This window comes from Marinobacter salsuginis (genome assembly GCF_009617755.1).
GTDB classification, from domain to species: domain Bacteria; phylum Pseudomonadota; class Gammaproteobacteria; order Pseudomonadales; family Oleiphilaceae; genus Marinobacter; species Marinobacter salsuginis.
The window spans coordinates 341,332-365,687 of record NZ_BGZH01000003.1 but is presented as its reverse complement, the minus strand read 5'-3'; the positions used below and the strand labels follow the sequence as shown (position 1 = coordinate 365,687).

Sequence of the window (24,356 nt, the reverse complement as noted above, 5' to 3'; positions counted from 1 at the left end):
CTTGCCCGCGTCAGAAATCTGCCCTGAGTGTCAGGCCGGCAATGGTTCGGCTGTAGTCGGTGGAGTCCTCGTTGCCCTGGTAAATACCATGAGACACAGAGGGCTCGACGCTGAAAGTCCCGTTCAGACCAATTCGCCAACTGGCTTCGAAAACATTAGCCTGCTCGGCCCGACGACTGGCTGACGTGTCGATAAAATCCCCGGTGAAAGGGTTGTCGAGAAACGAGCTAGAAGAAGAAACCGCTGGTTGGTCGTAGTCCCGTGTTTCATATCGCCAGCCAAGACGAATCCGATTATCCTCTCCTCCCAGCAAAAAGCGATTGAGCAACGTCGCCCGCACTCGCCAGACTTCGTTGTCGAAGGATTCCGCTTCGGCATCCTCCTTGTCGTAGTCCACGCCCATTACGAAATGACTCCTGGCGTTATTAAAGAAGAAAAACGAATCGAGGCTTGCGCCCCGGATGTCCGAATCGCGCGCCTCGCTCTCCTCGTAGTCCTTACGCTTTTCCTGCAGGCTCGCAAGCAGGTAAACATCGTCACCAATGAGGCTGCCGAGGTAGGCGCTTGCCCTGTGGAAATCGAGAAAGGGCTCTGAGCCCAAAACCGAGTGGGAATAATGGTAGCTCGTACCAATGGTTACCGGATCAAAATCGTAACTCAGATCGGCGGAGAGTAAGTGAATGTCCTGGTCGAATTGATCAAGCTCCCGATATCGACTGCCAGAGAGGGAGTATCCGAGGGTAAGGTTCAGTCGTTCGGCAGGCTTCAGCACCCCTTCCAGGCCGGCGTCAAAAACCCAGGCCTGATCACTCTGGTCCGATGAGGCGTTAAGGTCATCCACGGAGACATTGCTGTCGTGCTCAAAACCGGCTGACAGGTGTCCGTTTAAGGTAGTTTGTTCGGCGGCGTCGGCAAAACACACAGTGGTCATAAGACCCAAAGCGCTAACAAACGGTAGAGATCGCGTGCAGTTCATAACGGTGTTTCTCCTCAGCTGAAAAAAGAGCCGGGCCAAAAGAGGCCCGGCGATTCAGATTTGGCTATCGGTTCAGAGCATCCCGCCGCTGGCGGAACCTTTTACAGTGCTCCTGACGGAATTCTGAACCTCGCTCCTGACGCTATCGGACACAGACGTACCGATTTGTTGATGGGTTTCAGCACGGATTTCGGCGTTGCGAGTGTTGTTCATCTCATCTTTTGCCTTGCCAGCCTGCTCATTGGCTTCATTCCGGGCGACGTTTGCCGTTGCCGAGGCCGTGCCCCGCACCTGTTGACCGGCCTCAACACCTGCGCTGACAGCTCGATTGGCGTTCTGGCGAGCTTCGTCTCTAGCCGCCTTGCCATTTACGCTGCCTTGCGCGTTGGCCGATGCGCCGCCTTGCGTGGAAACGCCATTCTGGCTGCTGGCTTCGGCCGACATGTTGGCATCAGCCTGTGCGTTTGCAGTGGCAGCGCCTTCGGCTGCATAGGCGCCGGTGGAAAGAAGTGAGCAGATTGCGAGTGTCAGTACGTGTTTTTTCATGGTTACGTCCTCCTGTTTTACCCTTTCGGGTGGCTTTCATCAGGAGGACGTACCAGCAACGGATTTATTCCAGAAAAATTCAGAACTTCCTAGAAACCTGCTTTGGCAGCCCGTGCGACATGCAGTTTCTTGTAGCTCTCGATCAACCGCTGGTGCTTTTCCAATCCTTCCAGCTGCATGTTGGTTGGTTCAAGACCATGGAAACGGACTGTGCCGTCTATTGAGCCAACAACGGCTTCCATGGTTTTCTCGCCGAACATGCGAGTGAAGTTGGTGATGTAGTCGTCCATTTCCATTTCGTCATCCAGGGTGACTTCCAACGCTGCGTACATCGCCCGGTAGAAGAGGCCCCGCTCAACGGTGTTGTCGTTGAACTGAAGGAACATGTCGACGAACTCCAGCGCTTCTTCATGCCACCGGAGGGCAAGGCAGATCAGGATCTTCAGCTCAAGGATGGTGAGCTGACCCCAGACGGTGTTTTCATCAAACTCCACGCCAATCAGGGTGATGATGGTCATGTAGTTGTCCAACTGGCTGGCTTCCAGTCGCTCCGCCAGATCGGCCAGTTGCTCCTCGTCCAGACGGTGCAGGTTGAGGATGTCTTCCCGGTAGTCCAGAGCCATGTTGGTGTTGTCCATGATCAGGTCTTCCACCGGGTACACCTCTGAGTACCCGGGAACCAGAATCCGGCACACCGGCGCGCCCAGTTCCTCATAAACCGCGACATACACTTCCTTGCCCAGGTCCCGGAGGATACCGAACAGACACTCCGCTTCCTCCGCGTTGGTGCCGGAGAAATCCCACTCGACAAACTCATAGTCGGATTTCGCGCTGAAGAAGCGCCAGGACACAACGCCGGTGGAGTCGATGAAGTGCTCCACAAAGTTGTTCGGTTCGGTGACGGCCAGGCTGTTGAAGGTCGGCGGCGGCACGTCGTTGAGACCCTCGAAGCTGCGCCCCTGCAGAAGCTCAGTGAGGCTTCGCTCCAGAGCCACTTCAAAGTTCGGGTGCGCGCCAAAGGACGCAAACACGCCGCCAGTGCGCGGGTTCATGAGCGTCACGCACATCACCGGGAACTGGCCGCCCAGGGAAGCATCTTTGACCAGAGTCGGGAAGCCCTGGGCCTCCAGCGCTTCAATGCCTTCCAGGATGTCGTGGTATTTTTCAAGAACCTCCCGGGGTACGTCCGGCAGAGCGATTTCCTCTTCGATGATCTGCTTTTTGACGGCGCGCTCAAAGATTTCCGACAGGCACTGAACCTGCGCTTCGTTCAGCGTATTGCCGGCACTCATGCCGTTGCTGAGAAACAGGTTTTCGATCAGGTTGGACGGGAAATACACCGTCTCGCCGTCGGATTTTCGCACGTAGGGCAGGGAGACAATGCCCCGGTCGGCTCTGCCAGAGTTGGTGTCGATCAGATTGGAGCCACGAAGCTCGCCGTCCGGATTGTAGATGGCCAGACAGTGGTCATCCAGGATGCCGTCGGGCAGTTCGTCGTTCGGCCCGGGCTTGAACCACTTTTCGTTCGGGTAATGGACGAACTCGCTGTTGGCGATTTCCTCGCCAAAGAACTGGTCGTTGTAGAAGAAGTTGCAACTGAGCCGTTCGATGAACTCGCCCAGGGCAGAGCAAAGGGCGCTTTCCTTGGTGGCGCCCTTGCCATTGGTAAAGCACATCGGTGAGGCGGCATCGCGAATGTGCAGTGACCAGACGTGCGGCACGATGTTCCGCCAGGACGCGATCTCGATCTTCATGCCCAGCTCCTCGAGGATGCCGGTCATATTGGCGATGGTTTGCTCCAGCGGCAGGTCCTTGCCTTCGATAAAGGTCTGGCTGCCGCCTTCCGGCTGAGTCATCAGCAGTGCCTGGGCGTCGGCGTCCAGGTTCTCGACGGTTTCAATCTCGAAGGTGGGCCCGGTCTGGACAACTTTTTTTACCGTGCACCGATCGATCGAGCGCAGAATGCCTTGTCGGTCTTTTTCAGAGATATCCTCTGGCAGCTCCACGGAAATCTTGAAGATCTGGTTGTATCGATTTTCCGGGTCCACGATGTTGTTCTGGGACAGGCGGATATTTTCGGTGGGAATGTCCCGGGCGAGACAGTAAACCCGAACGAAGTACGCCGCACAGAGTGCCGACGAGGCCAGGAAGTAATCGAACGGGCTGGGCGCCGAGCCGTCGCCCTTGTAGCGAATGGGCTGGTCCGTTACGACCGTGAAATCGTCAAACTTGGCTTCAAGTCTGAGGTTCTCGAGAAAGTTGACGTTGATTTCCATTACACAGAGTCCTGGATCGGAGAATTTGGCGCGCCATGGCTTTTAATGGCGGCCATTATCCAGTTTTTGCCCGCGTTCGTCTTGGTCGGTCTTCTACGGATAGGCGCAAAATCAGGATCGCAAGACCCGCCGCACAAGCACCGGACCCAGCAATTCAAAGATGATCGTGGAGGCGACAACCACCGGCAGTATGGTATCGCGTAGTTCCGGGAAGCGCTCTGCCGCCAGAAGTGCCATGCCAATAGCCACGCCCGCTTGTGGCGTTAGCGCAAGACCAATACTGCCGGGGAGCTTTTTGCCCCTGGCGGGTGCCACCAGGGTTGAGAGGTAGCCACCCAGAACTCGACCGGCCACACGAAGGGCAATGTAGGAAACGGTCAGAACGATTGCATCTGTTGCCTGGTAAAGATTGACGCTCGCCCCGGATAGAACGAAGAAAAACACCAGGAACGGCCATTCAATGTGCTCGATTTCCCGGAATGACCGGGTGTGGTGATGTGACAGGTTGGCAACCAGGCTCCCGGCAACCATTGAGGCGAGCAGAGCCGATACTCCCATCGACGAGGAGAACCCGGCTAGCAGCAGGATCAGCGCGATTGCCTCAACCTGCGTGGGTTCGCCGGGTCTTAAACGACCCGTAAGCCATACTGCCGGCAAGCCGATCGCGGCGCCCAGCAGAACAGCACCCCCCAGTTCCCATAGTGCATGCAGCAAGGCCAGCTCTGCTTCGCTACCGATCACCCAGCCGAGCGTGGCCATACTCAATCCGAAGACAACGATGCCCCAGGCATCATCAATGGCAACGATACCCAGCAGCACCTTGGGCAATAGCCCCGCTTTCCGGTTTTCCTTTACAGATTCGCTGACGGCCGCGGGGTCGGTCGCCACTGATATGGCCGCCAGGCTTACCGCCACAACAAGTGGGTATCCCAATGCGAGCAAACCCGCGCCCACCAGCAGGCCCCCACCGACAATCACGAAAAGTGACACAACCAGAATAAGTGGCCCCGTTCTTCGAAGCCGGCTCACCTTTAATTCGCTGCCCAGAAGGAAAGCGACCATCACCAGAGCCAGTTGGATCAGGGGTTCAGTCAACCCTCCGAGCAAGTCGCCGTCTCGCTGGCCGAGCCACACCTGATGAATGACCGCAATAACAATGCCCACCAACATCAGGATCGAGATGCGCGGCACTCTGGTGCGACGGGCGATCGTGTCTGCAAAAATGCTGGCGGTCAGAATCACGCCAAGCAGGATAATGTTCACGGTTGCCTGCGAGGTTTGGATTGGCAGCCACTCGGGGAGTCGTTCGATCATCTGCGCCGTGGGATCCTTCTCGTTATGCTTGGACGTTCCGGGATGAAGAGCACATTACGGGATTTTTCAGTCGGTTACTTCGCCTCCGCGAGCGCCAGCTCCACAGCCTGGGCGGCATGGATGCCAGTGGTATCGTACAGAGGCACAGGGGTATCGGCCTGTCTGATCAGCAGGCCAATTTCAGTGCATCCCAGAATCACGGCTTCGGCGCCGCGCTCTGCCAGCGAGTCGACAACCTCAAGGTAGGCACGGCGGGAGTCGGCCACAACCTGTCCCAGACACAACTCCTCGTAGATTACCCGGTGAATCAGGTGCCTCTGGGGTTCATCGGGGATGACCACGTCAATACCTGCGTTTTCGAGGCGTTCCCGGTAAAACGCCTGCTCCATGGTAAACCGGGTGCCCAGCAAGCCAACGCGACCGATGCCATCCCGGGAAAGAATCTTTGCCGTGGCATCCGCGATGTGTAGCAAGGGAATGCGGAGCACCTGTTCAATCTCCGGCGCCACTTTGTGCATGGTGTTGGTACCGATCACCAGGAAATCGGCACCTGCCTTCTCAAGCGATAACGCGGCATCCGAGAGGATTCGGGCAGTGGCTCCCCATTCTCCCTTGTGCTGAAGCGCTTCAATGTCGGCGAAATCGACGCTGTAGAGCACAATCTTCGCGGAATGCAGGCCGCCCAGCCGAGTCTTCACGCCTTCATTGAGCAGGCGGTAATAGGTCTGCGTGGATTCCCAGCTCATGCCGCCGAGAAGGCCAATGGTTTTCATACAAGAAATCCCAGAACAGAGTTTTTTTGGACTGTAGCACAGTCTCGTGCGGTCGGATTGGCGTTACCGTCCATCTCGATTTATGCCGGCTTGTCGTCCATATCAACCGTTTATCTCAAGCTTTCCTGCAGATCCTCTACCCGTGTGAAACTCCGTGGCACTTGCTGTTCTACCGCCTGAATTCATTCACATGGAGACTATCAAAATGAACCCGTTAGCCGCTCAACTTACCATTCGGTTAAGGCTTACTTTTACGGCATTTGTCTTGTTTATCCTGGCTGGCCCGGTCAGCGCTTCCGACTGGGAGGCGAGTCTTGGCCTTTCCGGTGCCTCTATCCAGCGCCATGTAAAGGGCGAGAGTGATCAGCATGTCGTCGTACCTTATGCTGATCTGCGTTGGCGAATGCTCGTGGCAAATCCGGAGGGTGTTGGGCTGGTCACCTCACCCTCGTCTACCGGCACGCTCAAGTTGATGGTGCAGTTACGCCAGTCTGCGTTCGACCCGGCTGAGAACAGAATTCTGAAAGCACTGGAAGACCGGGACGACACCGGTGAATTCCTTATCAAATGGGAGCAGGTTACACCCTGGGTTGATCTCGCGACCTTTGCGTCGGTCGATATGTTAGACCGGCATGGCGGTCATGAATGGGGTATTGTCGTATCGCGAGAATTGGTCATGTGGGGTGGCGCTCTGGTACCAAGCATTGACGTGCGTCAGCAATCCCGAAAGCTTGTTGACTACTACTACGGAGTTAGTCAGCAAGAGGCGTCTGCAAACATTGCGGCCTACGACGGAGAGAAATCGGTCGTGATGCGGGCGTCGGTTTCTCACGTCCAGAAACTGGGAAACCATTGGCATTCGGTGTTCGCGTTTGGTTATGAGAATCTTGGCGACGGCGTTGGCGATAGCTCAATCGTGGAGCGCAAAGGTTACTGGTCTGGCGGTATTGCAGTCTTTTACCGGTTCTAGGAGCAAAGCAAATGAGTTTTCTTCTAGCATCTCGTGAACGAACCGGAGGGCTTGCCGGTATTCTTGCCGGATTAACGTTTCTGTTCGGAATGGTCTTTTATCTTGCCTTCCTGACTCAGATTCAGTTCGGGAATCTATCGGCAGACATCACCTCCCAGCTTATTTACCTGCAGGAGCACAGCAGTTTTCTGTATACATGGTATTTTGTTATTTACCTCGTGTTCGGTTTTGCGCTGCTCACCATGCAGTTCGGGCTGTCGGCGTTGTTGCCGGGAACAGCCCTGAGCCGCGCTGCATCGCTCGTGGCTTTCCTGTGGGTGGCCCTCGTGATTGCCGCGGGCCTGGTGGCAACTGTTGGGCACGATATGGTGATCACCCTGGCGGATGTCCATCCGGAACTGGCGCCACAGGCTTTTGTGTCGCTTCATGTGGTTATCAACGGTCTGGGTGGCGGAAACGAACTGGTGGGAGGAGTATGGCTGATTCTGGTTTTCTGTGCCGCCCGGCAGCGACAGTCACTGCCAGAAGCCATTCAGTGGGGCGCCCTGGTGGTCGGTATGGCAGGCACGGCCACTGCATTGCCGCAACTTTCAGGGTTCGGTGCAGCGTTCGGGCTTGGCGGCATTCTCTGGTTCGTGGCCACGGGTATGCACCTGGCGTTTAATGGAGCAGGGCACACATCATGATCACTGTGATCCAACGTCTGTGGCGGCGCCACGACCTGCTCAGAGATACCTTCCCAACGCTTGTAATCTGTTATTTGATTTCGTTGGTAATCTGGTTAACCGACGCAGGCGATTTCTGGCTGACACTACAGGTGGCTCTTGTCTTCGGAGTGTCGTGCCTGTGTGCGATACGCATCAGCATTCATTATCTTGAAAACCGGACGTCCATACTGGTGGCGACGGTCATTGGTTACCTGGTAGGAGTTGTGATTGGCATCGTCCATCTGTTCTACCAGATATATGGTACGTTCGAGGAAGTTCGTGAGGCGCCAGCTTCTGACCTGATACTCAAGGTTCTGTTCAGTTTACTGGTGACCTATGTTTTTTATAACTCGCATCGTCTGAGCCGCAAACGCAGAGAATTACAGGCTCAACGTATGCGAACCCTTGAACAGGAAAAACAGCTGGCGGAATCCAACTACCAGGTGCTGCAGTCCAGAATTGAGCCGCACTTCCTGTTCAACACACTTGCCAATATACGCGTATTGATTGACGTGCGACCGGAGACAGCGAAAACGGTTCTGGATGATCTTACCGGGTTGCTCAGAGGTTCCATGACCAAAGCCGAGCGTCAACTGATTCCTCTGTCTGAGGAGTTGGAGTTTGTGAAAGCATATCTTTCGATACAGCGCACTAGAATGGGAGGCAGGTTAAGCTTTGAGGTTGTCGTGCAGGATGACATCGCTGGAGTGAGCTGTCCGCCATTTACCCTGCAGCCGCTGGTTGAAAATTCGGTTATTCATGGTATCGAGCCGAAACTTGAAGGCGGCCATATCCGGGTTCTGGTTGATGTCGGGCCCGAGCGATGCTGCGTTACCATTCGTGATACGGGGCTGGGCCTGAGAAAAGATTATCGTCAGAACAAAAGTGTTGGGCACGGGATCGCCGTTGATAACATTCATCAGCGTCTGGCGCTGCTGTACGGAACAAACGCATCGCTGATATTGGCCAATCAAACAGATGCAAAGGGCTCTGTAACCGGCTGCGTTGCCACCGTTCGGTGGCCGGTCAATCCAGAGGGCACAACATGAATGTCATGGTTGTTGATGATGAACCTTTACTGAGATTCAACCTTCAGAAACTGCTCCAGGATCTCTGGGAAGAGGTAGAGCAGGTGATCTGTGTCGGCTCGGGCGTGGAAGCAGTTGAGCGGATCAGGGATGTTGATGTGCACGCGGTGTTTATGGACATAAAGATGCCAGGAATGAGTGGCATTGAGACAGCTGGTATTCTGCGCGAAATAGGCTTTTCCGGGCATCTTGTTTTCGTTACAGCCTACGATCAACATGCATTGGAAGCGTTTGAACATGAAGCGGTGGACTATTTGCTGAAACCCGTGCATGGGGACCGTTTGTATCAGTGTATTGAAAGACTGAGAAAGCGTGACGAAAGGACAGTGAAGTATGAGCTGGATGCTGCGCAGCTGAAGCGCCTATTACCGGTGGCGGGTTCAGGCGAACTGCGCTGGATCAACGCCACCCGAGGTCAACAGGTTCATGTGATACCGCTGGGCGATGTCTGTTGTTTTATCGCTGAGGACAAATACACAACAGTGGTGACCGAGAACGGGGAATTCCTGATTCGAAAAAGCATCAAGGAATTAACGGAAACGCTCGACAGTGGTCAGTTTTGGCGAATTCATCGGGCGACGATAGTGCAGGTCGGCCGTATTTCCAGGGTAGAGCGCGATCAAGACGGATACTATCAGGTTATTATTGACAGCATTGACAGGGTACTTCCGGTGAGTCGAGCCAATTCACATCTTTTCAAGCAGATGTGAAGCTCATGTAGAGTCATCAGAGTGGCGGATCGAGTGCCCCCTGCTATCCGCTGACCGTCACAATGATCAGTGCCACGGCATAGACCGAAAGCATCAGGGCGCTTTCAAACCCGATCTTCCCAATCCCGTAGCGTTGGCGACGGACCATCCCCATCAGCAGTGTGGCTGTCATTAGGATGCTTACCAGCCCCCAGGTCATTTGTATCGGGGTTATGTCGTGATAGATGGAACCGCCAGGGTAGCCGACATCGGCTGACGCGATCACCAGCATGTTAAAACAGTTGGTGCCGAAAATGTTGCTCACTGCCAGTGTCAGCGCGTTTCTGCGAATAGCGGCAATCGTGGTGACCAGCTCGGGTGAGGAAGTAGCCAGCGCGGTGAACAGACCGCCAATCAGGGTATCAGAGAGGCCCGTTTCGTCACTGATCACTTTGGCCCCTTCCATCAGTATCCATCCGGCGACGCCTGTAATGGCCGCCAGAATGATGAAAGTAACCCAGGCCTGGGCAAGGCCACCGCGAAGGTAATGGCCAGGCTTGTCGGGAACGGTCTGGCGGGTCAGTCGGGGAAACCACATGGGTTTACTGTCTGTTTTGCGAACCAGGTGAAGCCCGAACAGATACGCTGCCGTAATCACGGGTGTGATTGGGTGTATTCCCCAGAGGGATAACGGTGGGCTGGCAATGGCCAGTAACGGCAAAGCCAGCAAAACAATCAACAACGCAGCGAGCATCAGATTGGTTGAGGATGCGGCCGCGTGCTCCAGGTTCGCTTTGCGGTACATGATGTCGGCGATGCCCAGAAACACCAGATTCGCCGCCATACTGCCCATCACATTGCTCATGGCAAGATCCGGCCTTGAATCCATGGCCGCGCTGAGAGTGGCGGCGAAGTCGGGCAGTGATGTCACGCCCGCCAGCAAAAAGATGCCGAACAATGCCTCTCCCAGACCCGTGCGATCAGCCAGTTCATCGGCTACCCGCGCGAGTCGGCTGCCGGCTGTCACAATAACAACGGATGCGATGGCAAAAGCGATGATGCCGGTAGTCAGTGATGGAAACACTCAAGGCTCCAGCCTGTTGTGATTGGTTGGGTTGCTCAAGGTAACTATAGCGGTTGGGGAATGGCCAGAGGGATTATCGGCGCCCAGAAAGAAATTCGGGCTTCTATAATAGATTCAGAAAGATCAGGTACCAGGTTCAGAACACACGGGAGCGATGCATGAGCAATCTTATGGAATCTGTTGAACAGAGCTGTGATTCAGCCGATGCGCCGTGCAGCGCTATTGAGACGATCTTGAGCCCCAGGGTAGCCGATCTGGGAGGTTTTTCTGTCCGCCGTCTGTTGCCAACCGCAAAGCGAAAAATGGTCGGGCCCTGGATATTTTTTGATGAAATGGGACCGGCGGACTTCCCGGCGGGCCAGGGCATCAACGTGTTGCCTCATCCGCACATCGGCCTCGCCACGGTAACCTATCTGTTCGAGGGTGAGATACTGCATCGGGACTCGGTGGGTAGCTGCCAGCCCATCCGGCCCGGAGATATCAACCTTATGGTGGCGGGCAGCGGTATCGCCCATTCCGAGCGGGAGCGCCCCGAGATAACGGCCACTGACCACCGGTTGCACGGTCTCCAGCTTTGGCTGGCCTTACCGGAAACCGACGAGGAAACAGCGCCAGCGTTCCACCATTATTCCAACGATGATATCCCTTCATTGGAAATCGACGGCGTGCCGGTGCGAGTTATGATCGGCAGTGCCTATGGAGTAACGTCGCCCGTGCCCAAGTTCTGCAAAACCCTGTATCTGGAAGCCACCCTCGAAGCCGGCCAGACTCTGACATTACCCGAGGCGCCTGAGCGGGCGGTTTACATAGCGAGTGGGGCCCTCCAAGCCCATGGCTCCGAACTTCCTACCCATAGCATGACGGTCTTTTCGAGTGAGCCCGGTGTTGCCATCACCGCCACGGAGGATTCCCGTATTGTTGTCATTGGCGGTGAGCCTCTGGGGAAGCGGTTTATTGAGTGGAACTTTGTCTCGTCCAGCAAAGCCCGCATTGACCAGGCAAGGGAAGACTGGCGAGCCGGTCGTTTTGAAAAAGTGGTGGGTGATGAGGAAGAGTTCATTCCTTACTAGCAGGCTATCTGGACACGTATCCTGGAATCTCATGGCTCGGCTAAAGGGAAAAATCCCACGGCATTGCGTGAGTTGTACGAGAAGGCCAAAAAGAAGAAGAAAAAGAAGAGTTGATCGCCACAGCAAAGTTCAGGCTGCGGCGATCAGAGATGTCAGGTTGACGTATCAGAAACGATACTTGGCGTTGGCATTCACAGTGCGCCGCTCGCCGTAGCCGCAGTCTGCGCCCACAGAGCGGCACCAGGTGATGTACTCTTCATCGGCCAGGTTCTTGGCGTCTATAGTGAAATCCCAGTTTTGCCAGGTATAACCAATCATGGCGTCGTAGAGGGTAACGGAGGGAACAACGGGCCCGCCGCCTGAGCCAACGTTGTCACCCACATAGCGAACCCCGGCTCCAAACCGCCAGTTGCTGGCGATGTAGAGCTGGCTCCACCAGGAGGCCTGGCGTTCGGCTACATAGGGCAGACGGTTGCCGGAGGCGTCGTCCCTTGCGTTCATATCGGTGTAGGCCAGTTGGGTTTCGAAACGCTGCCAGCGCTTGTTTACCTGCAGTTCCCAGCCGTTAATTACCGCGCCGGTCTGCTCCACACCGCCGGGGGTGCTGCCGTCGCTGACCCGGTTCTCCTGAGTGATGTCGAAGTAAGCAGCGGTGATGCCCAGGGACTGGTCCGGGGAAACGTACTTCACACCCGCTTCCTGCTGATCGCCAGTGGTTGGCTTAAGGGTATTCCCCGCGGCCGTTCCGTCGGTGCCAAGATTCAGGCTAAAGGCTTCTGCGTAGCTGATATACGGAGAAATTCCGTTATCAAACCGGTACATCAAACCTGCGCGACCGGTGGTTGCCTCTTCATCACTGACGGTGTCTGATCCGGACACGGCCAACCGGCGATTTTCGGCCCAGTCGTGGCGGAGGCCGGCGGATACAACGACGGGCCCGATTTCGATGTGGTCGGCGACGTACAGACCGATTTGTTCGATCTCGTTGTCCGGGCGGTCTGACGGGTTGATAACACCGTCGTTCAGGTTGCCGTACTGCGGATCATACACATCGAAGGTGCCTCCAAGGCCGTAGCCGTAGAAGTAGTTGTCCTGTTCCCACAGGGCATCCTGGCGGTCGGCACCGATGATCAGGCGATGGCGGGTCATGCCAAGCTCAACGTCGCCTTCCAGGCGAGCATCCATGTTGAAGATTTGGGTTTCAGCGTCTGCCGTGTAAATGGTGCGCGGCACCTCGCCATTGGCATCTGGAATACTGGGAATCGTGATCCAATGCTCGCGATTCTCGGTGCTGGAACGGGTGTAACGTGCCGTGGCAGACACCGCCCAGTTGGAATTCAGCTGATGATCGACAAACAGGGTGGCTTCGGTTTTCTCGCGGTCATAGCGATCCCAGCCTGGCTCACCAACGAACCGCTCGGAACCGATAAAGCCCTGCGAACCTGGTTCCAGGGTGCCGGCCTGCGGCAGGAACTGGGCGGATACCTGGCCTTTGTTCTCCTGACGGTTCAGCAGCAGAGTGACGCTCGTGTCATCGCTGGCCCGCCAGGTCAGGGAAGGGGAGAGTACGTAGCCGTCGTCTTCCACATAATCTACCTGGGTGTCGCTGTCGCGCCCAAGTGCGATGAGGCGGTACAGCAAATCACCGCTTTCGTTGACCGGGCCGGTCACGTCCACTGCCAGTTGCTTGCGATTGAAGGTACCGTACTGGGCCCAGATTTCACCGGCCTGCTCATCTTCCGGGAGCTTGGATACCCCGTTGATGATGCCGCCAAGATCGCTCTGGCCATAAAGCATGGACGACGGGCCTTTGAGAACTTCGATGCTCTCCAGGGCGTAAACATTGGTGCGAACGGTGTTGTACGAACCGTAGATCTGGCGCAGGCCATCGAGATAGCGGCCAGCGTCGACCCCGCGTACCTTTGCGGCATCAATTCGGGTATCAAAGCCAAAGTTTCCTGCATTTACGCCGGGTGTATAAAGCAGGGCATCCTGAATGTTCTTGGCCCCGGAATCTTCGATGAATCCGCGATCAACGATGGAGACTGAATAGGGTTGCTCTTCTACCGGAACATTGAGCTTGCCAACGGCTGGTGTCTTCTCCAGGGGCATGTAGTCGGGAGCAGTAATGGCGTCGGATACCACATCGAGTGCCTCGAGTGTGGTGGTTTCATCGGCCTGGGATTGTGCATTGGCCAGGGAACTGGCGCCGAGCAGGGAAGCGAACGCGACGAAACTGCAGCGCCGGGAGCTTGGGGCTTTCATGGGTGTTTACGCCTCTGTTGTTAATGCGGAGGCGAATGATAACAATTATTATTAAGTTTACAAGAACTGATGTCTTTTTGCTTGCCCGGTTCAGTCCACAGTAAAAGACAGAATTCTTGAGATATGGCTGTACGGCAGGCCGCTCTCTTCGTGCCAGCGGTTAAAGGCCTCCTGCGCCTGCATGAGCCCCTTCTTGCTGGTAGGCGAGGCATCCAGCACTTCCTCGCGGTGCAGCGCAGCAATCACATCGCGGGAAAGAATAAAACCGTCCCAGCCCACGCGGCGCAGAAAATACTGGGCGCTGTTGCCGCCAAGCCGGGCTCCGTTGTGTTTTAGCCAGATAAGCAGGCCTGCCTGGTCACTACGTGGCCAATTGGCCAGAAACTTGCCGAAGCTGCCGTGTTCCCGGGCGGTATCCACAATCATCCGGGCATTTTCGGGCACGGTCTGAATTTTCTGGGCGTTTCGTACGATCCGCTCATCGCTGGCCAACTGTTCAAGTACCTCGGGAGAAACCTGTTGCCAGTAAAGGGGAACGAACCCCTCGAACGCTTCCTCAAACTTCGGCCATTTGTTTTCGATCACCCGCCAGACGAAACCTGCCTTGAAGATGCACCGGGTGATTTCCGACAGGTATCGGTCGTCACCCAGAGCTTCCAGTTCGCCGGGTTGGGCCACCTTGGGCAGCCGTGCGCGAACTTCGCTCTCTCCGCCTTTTTGAAGAACGGCTTTTTCGTAGATGCGGGAAAAGGGCATATCGGTCTCTGAATCAGTCCAGTCTGTTGAAGGATTTTCTCTGGCCAATGTGTGCAAGGCCATTGATCAGGGTTCCGAGCAATCCGAGTGCGGGACGCACAAACAATCGGAATACCCAGCTGCCGATGTACAACACGGGCAACATCAGCAGCAGCCATCCGAGAAATTGCACCAGCTTTGTTGGGTAACCCAGTATTTCGGACATCTCGGCCAGAAGGTCATTGATAATACTCGGGTTTGTGACCACCAGGTAACCCACGCCAACCACGGCGGGCCATTTTGCGTAGCGGGCGGTTGCCATCAACATGCGGCCGCTGTTGGCAAGTCGTGCGCCAAGGGCGGCAGAGCGGGTACCCGCGGCGGCGCTTCTTGAAGAAACCGCAACTGCACGTCCTGCCCGCAGCACTTTCAGTGCGCTGGCAAAAACCAGAACATCCACCGATGCCCAGCCAACGTCAGCGGCGGACACGTCTTCACCTGTGCGGTACTGAATCTCCAGGTTACGAATGCCGCTGGCGAAAAACTGGTTGATATTCTCCAGCACCCGTTCTGTTCGAACCCAGATGATGTCGCCCTGATCGTTCAGCACGAACTGACCCAGAAAATCATGCCCCTCTTCCTGGATGAAGCGCACGGCATACCAACCGCGCTCTTCCCGGGTCAGTTTTTCCTTCACGGGACTTTTTTGCTGGCCGGGATTATCGGTGTCGGTTTTTTCGTCACTGGTAAAAAACTGCACAGCTGCCCGGTACCGAGCGGCCAAGTCGTTCATCAGCTCGATGGAGCCAATCGGGTTGCTCAAGAAATAGTGGATGGGCGGAAGGACGTTTTCGCCATAAAGCCTGAGAATGTCGCGAAATTCCGGCTCCGGCCCGTAAATTGGCAAGATCTCTCGGGTCATCTCCGGGTATCGTAAATAGGCCGCGCGGGCCTTCAGTAGAAGAAGCTCATCATCCGCCATATCCAGCAATGCGGCCTGCACTTCAAGAGGTTCCGATTCGATACGAGGGAACTCCGTGAGGGTATCTTCCGCCTGGATCTGGATCAGCCGTTCTTCAATCAGCATGGGGCGCGAACTGACAGTGGCTGTCAGTGCAATGACCGTTGCAAGCCCCAGTATCAGCAGAAGTTTTCTCATCATCGGTTGACCTGAATACTCACATGACCGATCTGGTTCCGGTAAGCATGCCTCATGGAAATCTCTGTGCAATTCAACTCAGGTTTTCACTGAAGCTAACCTGCAGCGGGGATGATTCCAAGGAAAGTTTCAAGAACTCTGCTTTTGTAGCCGGATCAACCAGCGACTAAGCTTTGAAGGTTAGCTCATATGTATACGACCGGAAATGCAGATCTTTCCCGGTTTCTCGTGGGTTGCTCTGCACTGTGGTCTGGCAGGAGAGGCGCGTGGCTGGAAAGCAGACGAAGCGTAGGTTTTTGATCAGAGAGGCGCGGGAAGACGATCTGCCCCAGATGGTTGGCTTCCTCGCCAAGTTGGCGCTGCATGTCTCGGGCGCTCCTCCCCACGATTTGAAAGAAAGTGAATACAAACGACTTCTGAGAACTCTGCATTCCTCTCTGGACGATCCCCACAGACGATTGATCGTGGCCGAAAGTAAAAGCGCGGGTCTGGTGGGCATGGGTTATGTTTATATCTGGAGAAGCCAGGGCATCTGGGAGCAGTCGGAACCGACAGAATTCAAGTCTGCTGTTATTGATGATATCTGGGTTGAACCGGAATTCCGGGGGCTTGGTATCCTGAAGGCATTGCTGCGCGACCTGGTGACGTTCGCGGAGGAACACCATGCCTCAGAGCTGATCCTCGAATACTCTGCGTCCAACAAGGAAGCCAAGGCCGCCTGGACCAAACTGGGGTTCAAACCGACCGGGGTGCGCGCGGCGGCATTCACGTCGGTGGTGAAGCAGGCGCTGGCGGAATGACAAGGACAAGAAAAGGAAACAGGCCATGATCGGCGATCGCACTGTAAATGTGTTTTACGATGAGATCATGCTCGGGCACAACCCTGAGGTGGATCTACCGTTTATGCCCAGCCGGGTGGAGAAGCGTGTGCGCTCCATTCTTCAGGGGCTGGACTTCAAGTGGAGCTATCCGGAGCACCCGGGCCGAATAAGCGCCATCAAGGAGTATCTTGACGAAAACCCGGTTGACGGCGTTCAGTTCAGGTCTGGCGCACCTGCCGCTACCTATGATCAACTGGCTCGGGTACATACAACATCCTACCTTGATCACATATTCTCATTGGACGGAAAACGGGCCTGGCTTGATAAAGACACAACGGCTGTATCGCCCGATAGCATCAAAGCGGCCACCGCTGCCGCAGGCAACGCCATTGCCGCTGTTGAAAGTGTGGTTAAAGGGGAATGTGAAAGCGCCTTCGCCCTGATTCGGCCCCCCGGCCACCATGCTGAACCGGTCCGGGCCCGGGGATTCTGCCTGCTCAACAACGTTGCCATAGCCGCGGCCCATGCCCAGGCCAAACTGGGTTGTGAAAAAATCCTGATCATTGACTGGGACGCCCACCACGGCAACGGCACCCAGGACATCTTCTGGGCCGACCCCGACGTGCTGTTTTTCGATACCCACTGCGCGGCGCCTTTTTATCCCGGCTCTGGCCACCTGGAAGAGATCGGTGATGGCCTCGGGGAAGGCTACACCATCAATGTTCCCCTGCCGGAAACCGCGGGCGACGTGGCTTTCGAGAAAGTGTTCCGGGAGATTCTGATGCCGGCGGCCGATTACTTTAAACCGGATCTGGTACTGGTCTCTGCGGGCTTTGATCCGCACCGAAACGACATGGCCCTGAACCTCACCTACGATGGCTTCAAAGTGCTCACTGGCATTGTCCAGGCTATTGCCGACAAACACTGCGATGGTCGCTTGGCGCTGGTCCTGGAAGGTGGTTACAGCCTGAGTTCGCTGTCCAGGGGTGTGCACGCCGTACTCGAAGTGCTGGCAGGAGGGGAGGTGCCGGAAGTTCATGAAATCGGCGTGCCAGAGGCCGAGGAAGCAGCCGAGTTCCATCGGTCTGCTTTCAGTGACGAAGACTGATTTTTTCAAAAGGGACAGACTTTCACCCCGCTGAAAATACTTTGTGTGCGGCTTCCGCAACAATTCCATGTCGCTGTGCCAGTTTCCACCGATCATCGTCGTAGCCGCCGCCAATGACCGTTGCCACTGGAGTGCCCCGCCGTTTCAATTCGCTGAGTACCTGACAGTCCCGCTGGAAAATTCCCTCCTCGGAAATACTCAGCCTGCCGAGGGGATCATCCCTGAAAACATCGACTCCTGCATCGTACAGCACGATGTCTGGACGGGATTGCACAAGCGCTTCCTGTAGCGTCTCGCTGACAACTTCCAGATAGGGCTCATCCTCAAGGCCATCCGGCAGGGCGACATCGAGGTCACTTACTTTTTTCTCGAAAGGGTAGTTACGCTCACAGTGAATCGAGCAGGTAAAGGCATTTGGCTCATTGGCCAACAAGGCAGCGGTGCCATCACCCTGGTGTACATCCACGTCGAAGATAAGCACACGATCAACGCCATCCTGTTGCAACAGCACATTGGCGGCGATCGCCAGATCGTTGAGGATGCAAAAGCCGGCAGCATAATCGTAATGGGCATGATGAGTGCCACCGGCCAGATGACAGGCAATGCCATGCTGGAGGGCCAACTGGGCAGTCAGAACCGTGCCGGAAGGGGCCAGGAACGTGCGTCGAACGAGGCCCTTGCTCCAGGGCAGATTCATCTGACGTTTCTCCCTTGCCGAGAGTTGATCGCCGGCGAACCGGGCAAGGTAATCCGGGCAGTGGGTCCGGGTCAGCCACGCCTGTCTACACGGGGCAGGGCGGAAGCCGTTGGCTTGAGTCAGAAGCCCCCGCTCGCGAGCGTAGTCAGCAAGAAGTCCGAACTTTTCCATAGGGAAACGGTGTTTGGCCGGAAACGGGAAGCTGTAGTCTGGATGGTGAACCACGGGTACGGGCATTGGATCGTCCGGGAGCGGTGTATTTACTGCGTCAGAACGTTATTCGGCGGGTACCGCTGCGATACCTGAATCGCACAGTGCCTGGATCTCCTTGCTGGAATACCCGCATTCTGCCAACAGTTCGGTGGTTTGCTCGCCCAGCCGTGGTGCCCCTTGCCACTGTTGCTCTGGTGTCGCCGAGAAGCGTGAAGGTGCCCGGGCCTGACGGAGCCGCCCAGCCTGTGGGTGATCATAGTTTGAGAGCAGGCCGTTCGCCTCGACCTGAGGATGGTCCAGCACTTGAGTTCGTGTTAACACCGGGGCGCAGGGCACTTGTTCGGCTTCCAGTTTCGCCAACCAGTGTTCGGCCGTATCGGTTTTTATAACCGACTGGATCAGCTCCAGCCTCGCATCAATATTCTCCTGGCGCAGCTTGGCTGTCATGAAGCGAGGATCCTCCGCCCACTCCGGGCGGTTAAGAGCTCGAATCAGGGCTTGCCACTCCCGGTCGCTCTGAACCGCAATGGTAATGTAGCCGGTGGTGGTCTCGTAGATCAGGTCCTGAAGACTGGCGGCTTCCTGTTGTGGCACTTCGCTGTGAACGAAGGTCTGGCTGCCCATATCGGAGCTCCACAAAAACGCGATGATTGCGTCCAGCATGGATAACCGCACATGCTGAGCTTCCCCCGTGCGTTCCCGGGCGAACAGTGCCGCGGTGATGGCCTGGGCGGCGGTCACACCAGTGAGTTTGTCGGGAAGAATCGTTCTCACCAGTTGCGGGCGCAGCTCATCCGCGCCTGCCTGCACGGTGGCCAATCCCGAGAGGCCCTGAATCAGCGGGTCGTATACCGGTCGCTGGGAATACGGGCCGGTATCACCAAACCCACTGATCGATACCACGATCAGGTTCGGAGCCACCTTGCGGAGTTGCTCCTCACCGAGCCCCATCCTCTCTATGACTCCCGGTCGGAAGTTCTGCACAAAGACATCGGCCGTTGCCACCAGCCGAAGCAGTGCATCTCGGCCTTGCTGCTCTTTCAGATTTAATGCCACCGACTTCTTGTTACGGTTGTTGTTCAGATACAGCGCCGACATGTCCCCCTGGCGGTTGGCGGCGGAGCGAGTGAAGTCGCCGCCGGCCGGGTTTTCAACCTTGATGACCTCGGCTCCCTGATCCGCCAACATCATGGTAGCCAGCGGTCCGGAGATCATGGCGGTCAGATCGATAATGCGGATTCCGTCGAGCGGTCCGGTCATGGAAAAGAGCTCCTGTTTTGTTCTGAGGGCGCTCCCAGACGAGAGTGCACCACTCGGAAAAAGGGTTCGTACTCTAGGCTTTATGCTGCATCTGAATAGTTGTTGATACGCAACAGAGAAGAAAATTCATCAAAGCAGAGGAGCGCCAGTGTCCACCAGCGTCGAAATGAGTGAAATTTTTCTCGAGTACCCCACCGAATCCGGCAAGGTCGCTGTACTCAAAAATGCCTCTCTCATGGTGCCCCCCGGAGAAACACTGGCAATCACCGGACCCTCTGGCAGCGGGAAAACCTCGCTGCTTCTTCTGCTTTCTGGCTTGCAGCGCCCGACCAGTGGCGAGATCTTTGTGGGCGATCAGCGCCTCGGCGAGATGGATGCCAACACCCTGGCGGACTGGCGAAGTGAGCACCTTGGCATCATTTTCCAGTCCTTTCACCTGTTGCCGGGCCTGACGGCCCTCGGGAATGTCAGTCTGCCGCTTGAAATTGCCGGCGAGGAACGACCCCGGGAACGGGCGCTTGCCATGCTGGAGGCGGTTGGCCTCAGCCATCGTCTGCAGCATTACCCGGGGCAGCTGTCTGGGGGAGAGCAGCAACGTGTCGCGATTGCCAGGGCGCTGGTGCACCAGCCGAGCCTGCTGCTGGGGGATGAGCCAACGGGTAACCTGGACCATGAAACCGGCGAGAAAGTCCTTTCCCTGTTATTCGACCTTCACAAGGAGAGCAAATCCACGCTGGTGCTGGTAACCCACGACGAACGCGTTGCCGAGCGATGCCAGCATCGGGTTCGAATGGATGGTGGTCGTCTTTATGAATCGTGAAAGCCCTCGCCAAGTTCGTTCCACGAGCCCTATGTGGATGATCAGGTTCGCGATAACAGATCTGCGATCACGGATCTCTGCGCTGAAGGTCTTTCTGGCCTGTCTTATTCTGGGCGTCACCCTGGTAGCTGCGACAGCCAGCCTTTACCGGGTGATCGAACAGAGCCTGCTGGCGGATACCCGGGCGTTGTTGGGCGGTGATGTAGAGCTGGATACCAGCGAGCCCCTGCCGGATAAAGTGCTCGAGTGGATTCGGGCCACCGGCAACATTTCGCTGGTCCGGGAATTCGACACCATCGTGAGTGGCAGCGGCGGTGACGGATTTTTTCGGGCCGAGATACTGGTCCCGGATGCTCTGTATCCCCTCTACGGCGAACTGGAACTGGTTCCTGATGAATCCCTGCAGGCTCTGACGGCCCAGAAGCAAGGGCAGTGGGGCGCCATTATCGATCCACTGCTGGCAGAACGCCTCGGCCAGTCTGTTGGCGACCAGATCGAGATTGGCGCAGCCACCTTTCGGATCAGCGGTCTTATCAAGAAGCAACCTGATCGGAGCCTGAACGCCAACTGGCGTGGCCTGCCGATCATGATTTCTGAGCCGGCGGTTGAGGCAACCGGATTAATCCGACCGGGTAGCCGTGTGGATTACGAATACCGGGTGCAGACCGAGCAGAATCTCGACACCTGGCTTGAGCAATTCGAGCAGGCATTCCCGGACGCCCGATGGGAAATCACAACCTTCGCCGAGCGCAGCGAGCGAATCTCCGAGCGGCTGGACCAGATTGCTACAGCGCTCATCCTTATTGCTTTCACCACCTTGTTCATTGGCGGCCTCGGCGTTGCCAACAGTATTCACGCCTACCTTGATGAAAAGTTGGGCACCATCGCCACGCTGCAAACACTGGGCCTTCGCCGAAAACCGCTAGTGGGCATATACCTGCTGCAGATTGGCATTCTGGGTAGCCTGGCCGGACTTGTTGGGGGCGGCATCGGACTGGGGCTGTCCGCCCTGGCAGTTGGCGTGGCGGGGGATGCCTTCGCGCTGACGGGGCCAGACGGGGCGGGAGGCTGGTTGTCCTTGTGGATCATCCCCTTACTACTGAGCTGGTTGTTTGCCGTGCTGACCGCCTATGTGTTCGCTCTGCCGGCTCTGGCGCGTGCTCTGGCTGCTGCACCAGCGGGGCTTTTTCGAGGGCAGGTTCAGGCCGCCCCGAATGAACCCCGCAGTTGGCGGATTGCCAGTTACCTTTTGCTGGCAGTCTACATAGGCGCGACGCTCCTCTTGCTTCCGTCGCCCCATCTGGGATTCCTGTTCCTGCTGGCGGTAATCGGGCTCTGGGGGCTCCTGGAGGGTTTGATCAAGGGATTGCGCCGCGGTGCAAAGGCCCTGGAAAACGGCGGCTTCGCTGATCGCAGGTTTGCCCGGCGTCTGGCCCTGGCAAACCTTCACAGGCCGGATTCTCCCCTGCGGGCCACGCTGCTTTCTCTGGGTACCGCTCTCACGTTGGTGGTGGCTTGTACGCTGATGGTCACTACGCTCATGCGGGCCCTGGAAACCACGATACCGGAAGAGTCACCGGCGCTGATTCTGTACGAGGTGTTCCCGGACCAGATGGAACCGCTGCGAACAGGGCTGGAAGCCCTGGACAGCTCCAGCCGCGTGGAGCTGCTCCCGATGGTCCGTTCCCAGCTTGCCACCATCAACCAGCGGCCGATTGCCGAGGTGCTTGCCGACAACGCCGAAGCCAGGCGGGAAGCCATGGGGGATGAATACAAACTGAGCTATCTCTCCGGCAACCCAGAAGCTCTCGAATTGGTGGAAGGAAACTGGTGGACGTCGCCGGCCCCTGAAGGCGAGCCTGCCTACATGGCCATGGAGGATCGGGAGGCGTATCAGCTTGGCCTGGGGGTAGGCGATCAGCTCACCTTTACTGCACAGGATAAGAGCATCAATGTCGAAATCCGTGCAATCTACCGGCAAAAAGGACTCCAGACACGATTCTGGTTTGAGGGGATATTGCAGGAAGGGGCGCTGGACGACCTGATCAGTCTGTATGTAGGCGCGGTTTATCAGAGTGACGAGGCGGCCAAGGAATCCCAGCAATGGTTGGCACAGAACATCCCCAACGTGATCACGCTGCGGACGGCAGACTGGCTCGAAACGGCCGGGGACCTGCTGAACAAGGCTGCCGCGGGGCTTGCGGCGGTCGCCTCCGTAAGCCTTCTTGCCAGTTTGCTGGTGCTTTCCAGCGTGGTCAGTGTGAGTCGCAGGCGGCAGCTCTATGAGGCGAACCTGTTGCACTGCCTTGGCGCCCGACATGGGGCCATCAGGCAATCCATGTTGCTTGAAACGGGCTTGCTGACTGTTCTGGCAACGGTCTTCGCCACAGGGCTTGGCGCGTTAATTGCCTTACCCGTAGCTGACCTCGCCCTGAAGCTGCCTGCAGGTGATCTGTGGTGGGTTGGGGCGCTGGTTGCGGGTGTTGTCAGCTCTCTGGCGCTGTTGGGTGGACTCCTGCCCACGCTCAAGGCAATGCGGCTGAATCCTGCTGTTTTGCTCAGAGACAGTTAAAACGTCTTGCTGACGCAATAAATTCGTCTTTCAGGTAAATGAGGAGGAAAAGTTATTTAAATTATATACTTAAGATCGCCAAAAAATGCCGTTTGTTCGTTTTTTGGCCGGCATCACGAGTTGCAGGCTCAAAAAATCCGGTTATATTGAGAAAATTAAGGAAAATTGCCTACCAAATGGCAAATTTCAAAAATTTTCACTAAAACATCTACGGTAGTATTTTTACGTATGCTTTTTGCACATAACTCGTGTTGTGTAGGCATAACAGACACACACTTATCGTCCACAAAAGAAAAAGAGAGAAAAACTATGATTCGCAAAGTTGCACCGCTGGTATTCGCTTGTGCTGCAGTCACCTCCGTGAACGCCACAGCAGACCAGCTGGACACCGTGATTCAACGTGGCACTCTGAACTGTGGCGTGGTTCTGGACTTCCCACCCATGGGGTACTTTGACGAGAACAACGAGCCGGCTGGCTTCGACGTGGATTACTGTAACGACCTGGGCGAAGCGCTCGGCGTCGACGTTAACGTTCTCAACCTCACCTGGGGCGAGCGGATCCCATCTCTGGTCTCCGGTAAAACCGACGTTGTTATCGGTTCCACTTCCGATACGCTGGAACGTGCCAAAACCGTCGGCTTCACCTACCCGTACTTCGTTTTCAAATTCCAGGTTATTGCGAACGAGGACAAGAACATTGAATCCTTCGATGACCTTAAGAACCTGAAGGTTGGTGCAGCACTCGGTACTACCTACGAAACCGAGTACCTCGCCTACGCTGAGCAGCAGGGCTGGGGCAAGGACAACTACACCTCGTTCAAGTCTGAAAACGACGCCTACCTGGGTCTGTACCAGGGCAAGGTGGACGCGATCATTTCAACCAACACGAACATCGCAACCAAGCTGCGTAGCGAAGAGTTTGCGGACTTTGAAGCCGGTCCCTATGTTCCCAACTACGACGACGTTGTTGGCATTATCGCCAAGCGTGACGAGGTGGCCTGGATCAACTACCTGAACCTGTTCCTGGTTCGCCAGATTCGCGATGGCAACATGAATGAAGCTTACAACAAGCACTTCGGCACCGATGCACCTGCCGATCTGATCCAGTCCCTCCGGGACAACAAGTAAGCGCCGAAGCGACGGCCGCCAGACAGGCGGCCGTTATTGCATTGGTTCCCGGGTCAGGCGCTCATTCAGCGGCGCGCTGCCCCAA

The 24,356-nt window shown here is 56.3% G+C and carries 21 protein-coding genes; 10 read left to right on the top strand and 11 right to left on the bottom strand.

Going from position 1 to position 24,356, the window contains the following annotated elements; genetic code table 11:
- Positions 1-10: 10 nt before the first annotated feature.
- The 5 genes from GJU83_RS15810 to GJU83_RS15790 form a co-directional block, all read right to left on the bottom strand.
- Positions 11-976 (bottom strand): surface lipoprotein assembly modifier, encoded by a 966-nt coding sequence (locus tag GJU83_RS15810; RefSeq protein WP_153634670.1) that lies wholly within the window; start codon positions 974-976, stop codon positions 11-13.
- Between the two features lie 72 nt (positions 977-1,048).
- A complete protein-coding gene (locus tag GJU83_RS15805; RefSeq protein WP_153634669.1) occupies positions 1,049-1,522 on the bottom strand; it encodes a hypothetical protein in 474 nt (157 codons plus the stop codon).
- Positions 1,523-1,611: 89 nt separating this feature from the next.
- Entirely contained in the window at positions 1,612-3,798 is a 2,187-nt protein-coding gene (locus tag GJU83_RS15800; protein ID WP_153634668.1) for an OsmC domain/YcaO domain-containing protein, read from the bottom strand.
- Positions 3,799-3,909: 111 nt separating this feature from the next.
- Positions 3,910-5,112, bottom strand: coding sequence for a cation:proton antiporter (locus GJU83_RS15795; RefSeq protein ID WP_153634667.1), 1,203 nt, complete (start codon positions 5,110-5,112; stop codon positions 3,910-3,912).
- A gap of 74 nt (positions 5,113-5,186) precedes the next feature.
- Entirely contained in the window at positions 5,187-5,885 is a 699-nt protein-coding gene (locus tag GJU83_RS15790) for an aspartate/glutamate racemase family protein (protein ID WP_153634666.1), read from the bottom strand.
- A gap of 205 nt (positions 5,886-6,090) precedes the next feature.
- Here GJU83_RS15790 and GJU83_RS15785 point away from each other — a divergent pair, with 205 nt between their 5' ends.
- Genes GJU83_RS15785 through GJU83_RS15770 form a run of 4 tightly spaced genes read left to right on the top strand, consistent with a single transcriptional unit; the run spans position 6,091 to position 9,360 of the window.
- Positions 6,091-6,855, top strand: a complete 765-nt coding sequence (locus GJU83_RS15785; RefSeq protein ID WP_167516407.1) for a MipA/OmpV family protein — start codon at positions 6,091-6,093, stop codon at positions 6,853-6,855.
- An 11-nt stretch (positions 6,856-6,866) separates the two neighbouring features.
- Positions 6,867-7,541, top strand: a complete 675-nt coding sequence (locus GJU83_RS15780; RefSeq protein ID WP_153634664.1) for a hypothetical protein — start codon at positions 6,867-6,869, stop codon at positions 7,539-7,541.
- Positions 7,538-8,611 (top strand): sensor histidine kinase, encoded by a 1,074-nt coding sequence (locus GJU83_RS15775; RefSeq protein ID WP_153634663.1) that lies wholly within the window; start codon positions 7,538-7,540, stop codon positions 8,609-8,611. Before GJU83_RS15780 ends, GJU83_RS15775 begins: the two co-directional genes overlap by 4 nt.
- The gene (locus GJU83_RS15770) at positions 8,608-9,360 is read left to right on the top strand and encodes a LytR/AlgR family response regulator transcription factor (protein WP_153634662.1); all 753 of its coding nucleotides are present in this window, start codon (positions 8,608-8,610) and stop codon (positions 9,358-9,360) included. Before GJU83_RS15775 ends, GJU83_RS15770 begins: the two co-directional genes overlap by 4 nt.
- A gap of 43 nt (positions 9,361-9,403) precedes the next feature.
- On the opposite strand, the gene GJU83_RS15765 is transcribed toward GJU83_RS15770, so the two are convergent.
- Positions 9,404-10,423 (bottom strand): sodium:calcium antiporter, encoded by a 1,020-nt coding sequence (locus tag GJU83_RS15765; protein WP_153634661.1) that lies wholly within the window; start codon positions 10,421-10,423, stop codon positions 9,404-9,406.
- Positions 10,424-10,581: 158 nt separating this feature from the next.
- Here GJU83_RS15765 and GJU83_RS15760 point away from each other — a divergent pair, with 158 nt between their 5' ends.
- The gene (locus GJU83_RS15760; protein ID WP_153634660.1) at positions 10,582-11,493 is read left to right on the top strand and encodes a pirin family protein; all 912 of its coding nucleotides are present in this window, start codon (positions 10,582-10,584) and stop codon (positions 11,491-11,493) included.
- A gap of 165 nt (positions 11,494-11,658) precedes the next feature.
- On the opposite strand, the gene GJU83_RS15755 is transcribed toward GJU83_RS15760, so the two are convergent.
- The 3 genes from GJU83_RS15755 to GJU83_RS15745 all read right to left on the bottom strand — a co-directional run bounded on the left by GJU83_RS15755 (position 11,659) and on the right by GJU83_RS15745 (position 15,655).
- Complete coding sequence (locus GJU83_RS15755; protein WP_069184649.1) at positions 11,659-13,758, bottom strand: TonB-dependent siderophore receptor; 2,100 nt, start codon at positions 13,756-13,758, stop codon at positions 11,659-11,661.
- Between the two features lie 90 nt (positions 13,759-13,848).
- Positions 13,849-14,514 carry a DNA-3-methyladenine glycosylase I gene (locus GJU83_RS15750; RefSeq protein WP_069184650.1) on the bottom strand — a complete coding sequence of 222 codons (666 nt, stop codon included), beginning with the start codon at positions 14,512-14,514 and terminating at the stop codon, positions 13,849-13,851.
- A gap of 13 nt (positions 14,515-14,527) precedes the next feature.
- Complete coding sequence (locus GJU83_RS15745; RefSeq protein ID WP_227514590.1) at positions 14,528-15,655, bottom strand: hypothetical protein; 1,128 nt, start codon at positions 15,653-15,655, stop codon at positions 14,528-14,530.
- 263 nt (positions 15,656-15,918) lie between these two features.
- Here GJU83_RS15745 and GJU83_RS15740 point away from each other — a divergent pair, with 263 nt between their 5' ends.
- Together GJU83_RS15740 and GJU83_RS15735 are read left to right on the top strand one after the other, a co-directional pair.
- Positions 15,919-16,452 (top strand): GNAT family N-acetyltransferase, encoded by a 534-nt coding sequence (locus GJU83_RS15740; RefSeq protein WP_141697237.1) that lies wholly within the window; start codon positions 15,919-15,921, stop codon positions 16,450-16,452.
- 25 nt (positions 16,453-16,477) lie between these two features.
- On the top strand, positions 16,478-17,581 hold the full coding sequence (locus tag GJU83_RS15735; protein ID WP_069184652.1) for a histone deacetylase family protein: 1,104 nt from the start codon (positions 16,478-16,480) through the stop codon (positions 17,579-17,581).
- Positions 17,582-17,603: 22 nt separating this feature from the next.
- Here the strand turns inward: GJU83_RS15735 and GJU83_RS15730 are convergent, their stop codons facing one another.
- The gene (locus GJU83_RS15730) at positions 17,604-18,515 is read right to left on the bottom strand and encodes a histone deacetylase family protein (protein ID WP_069184653.1); all 912 of its coding nucleotides are present in this window, start codon (positions 18,513-18,515) and stop codon (positions 17,604-17,606) included.
- Positions 18,516-18,554: 39 nt separating this feature from the next.
- A complete protein-coding gene (locus tag GJU83_RS15725) occupies positions 18,555-19,751 on the bottom strand; it encodes a CaiB/BaiF CoA transferase family protein (RefSeq protein ID WP_069184654.1) in 1,197 nt (398 codons plus the stop codon).
- Positions 19,752-19,917: 166 nt separating this feature from the next.
- On the opposite strand from GJU83_RS15725, the gene GJU83_RS15720 reads away from it, so the two are divergent.
- From GJU83_RS15720 to GJU83_RS15710, 3 genes are all read left to right on the top strand, one after another.
- On the top strand, positions 19,918-20,571 hold the full coding sequence (locus GJU83_RS15720; protein ID WP_174805057.1) for an ABC transporter ATP-binding protein: 654 nt from the start codon (positions 19,918-19,920) through the stop codon (positions 20,569-20,571).
- 37 nt (positions 20,572-20,608) lie between these two features.
- On the top strand, positions 20,609-23,143 hold the full coding sequence (locus GJU83_RS15715; protein ID WP_069184681.1) for an ABC transporter permease: 2,535 nt from the start codon (positions 20,609-20,611) through the stop codon (positions 23,141-23,143).
- 309 nt (positions 23,144-23,452) lie between these two features.
- On the top strand, positions 23,453-24,271 hold the full coding sequence (locus GJU83_RS15710; protein ID WP_069184656.1) for a transporter substrate-binding domain-containing protein: 819 nt from the start codon (positions 23,453-23,455) through the stop codon (positions 24,269-24,271).
- Positions 24,272-24,356: the final 85 nt, after the last annotated feature.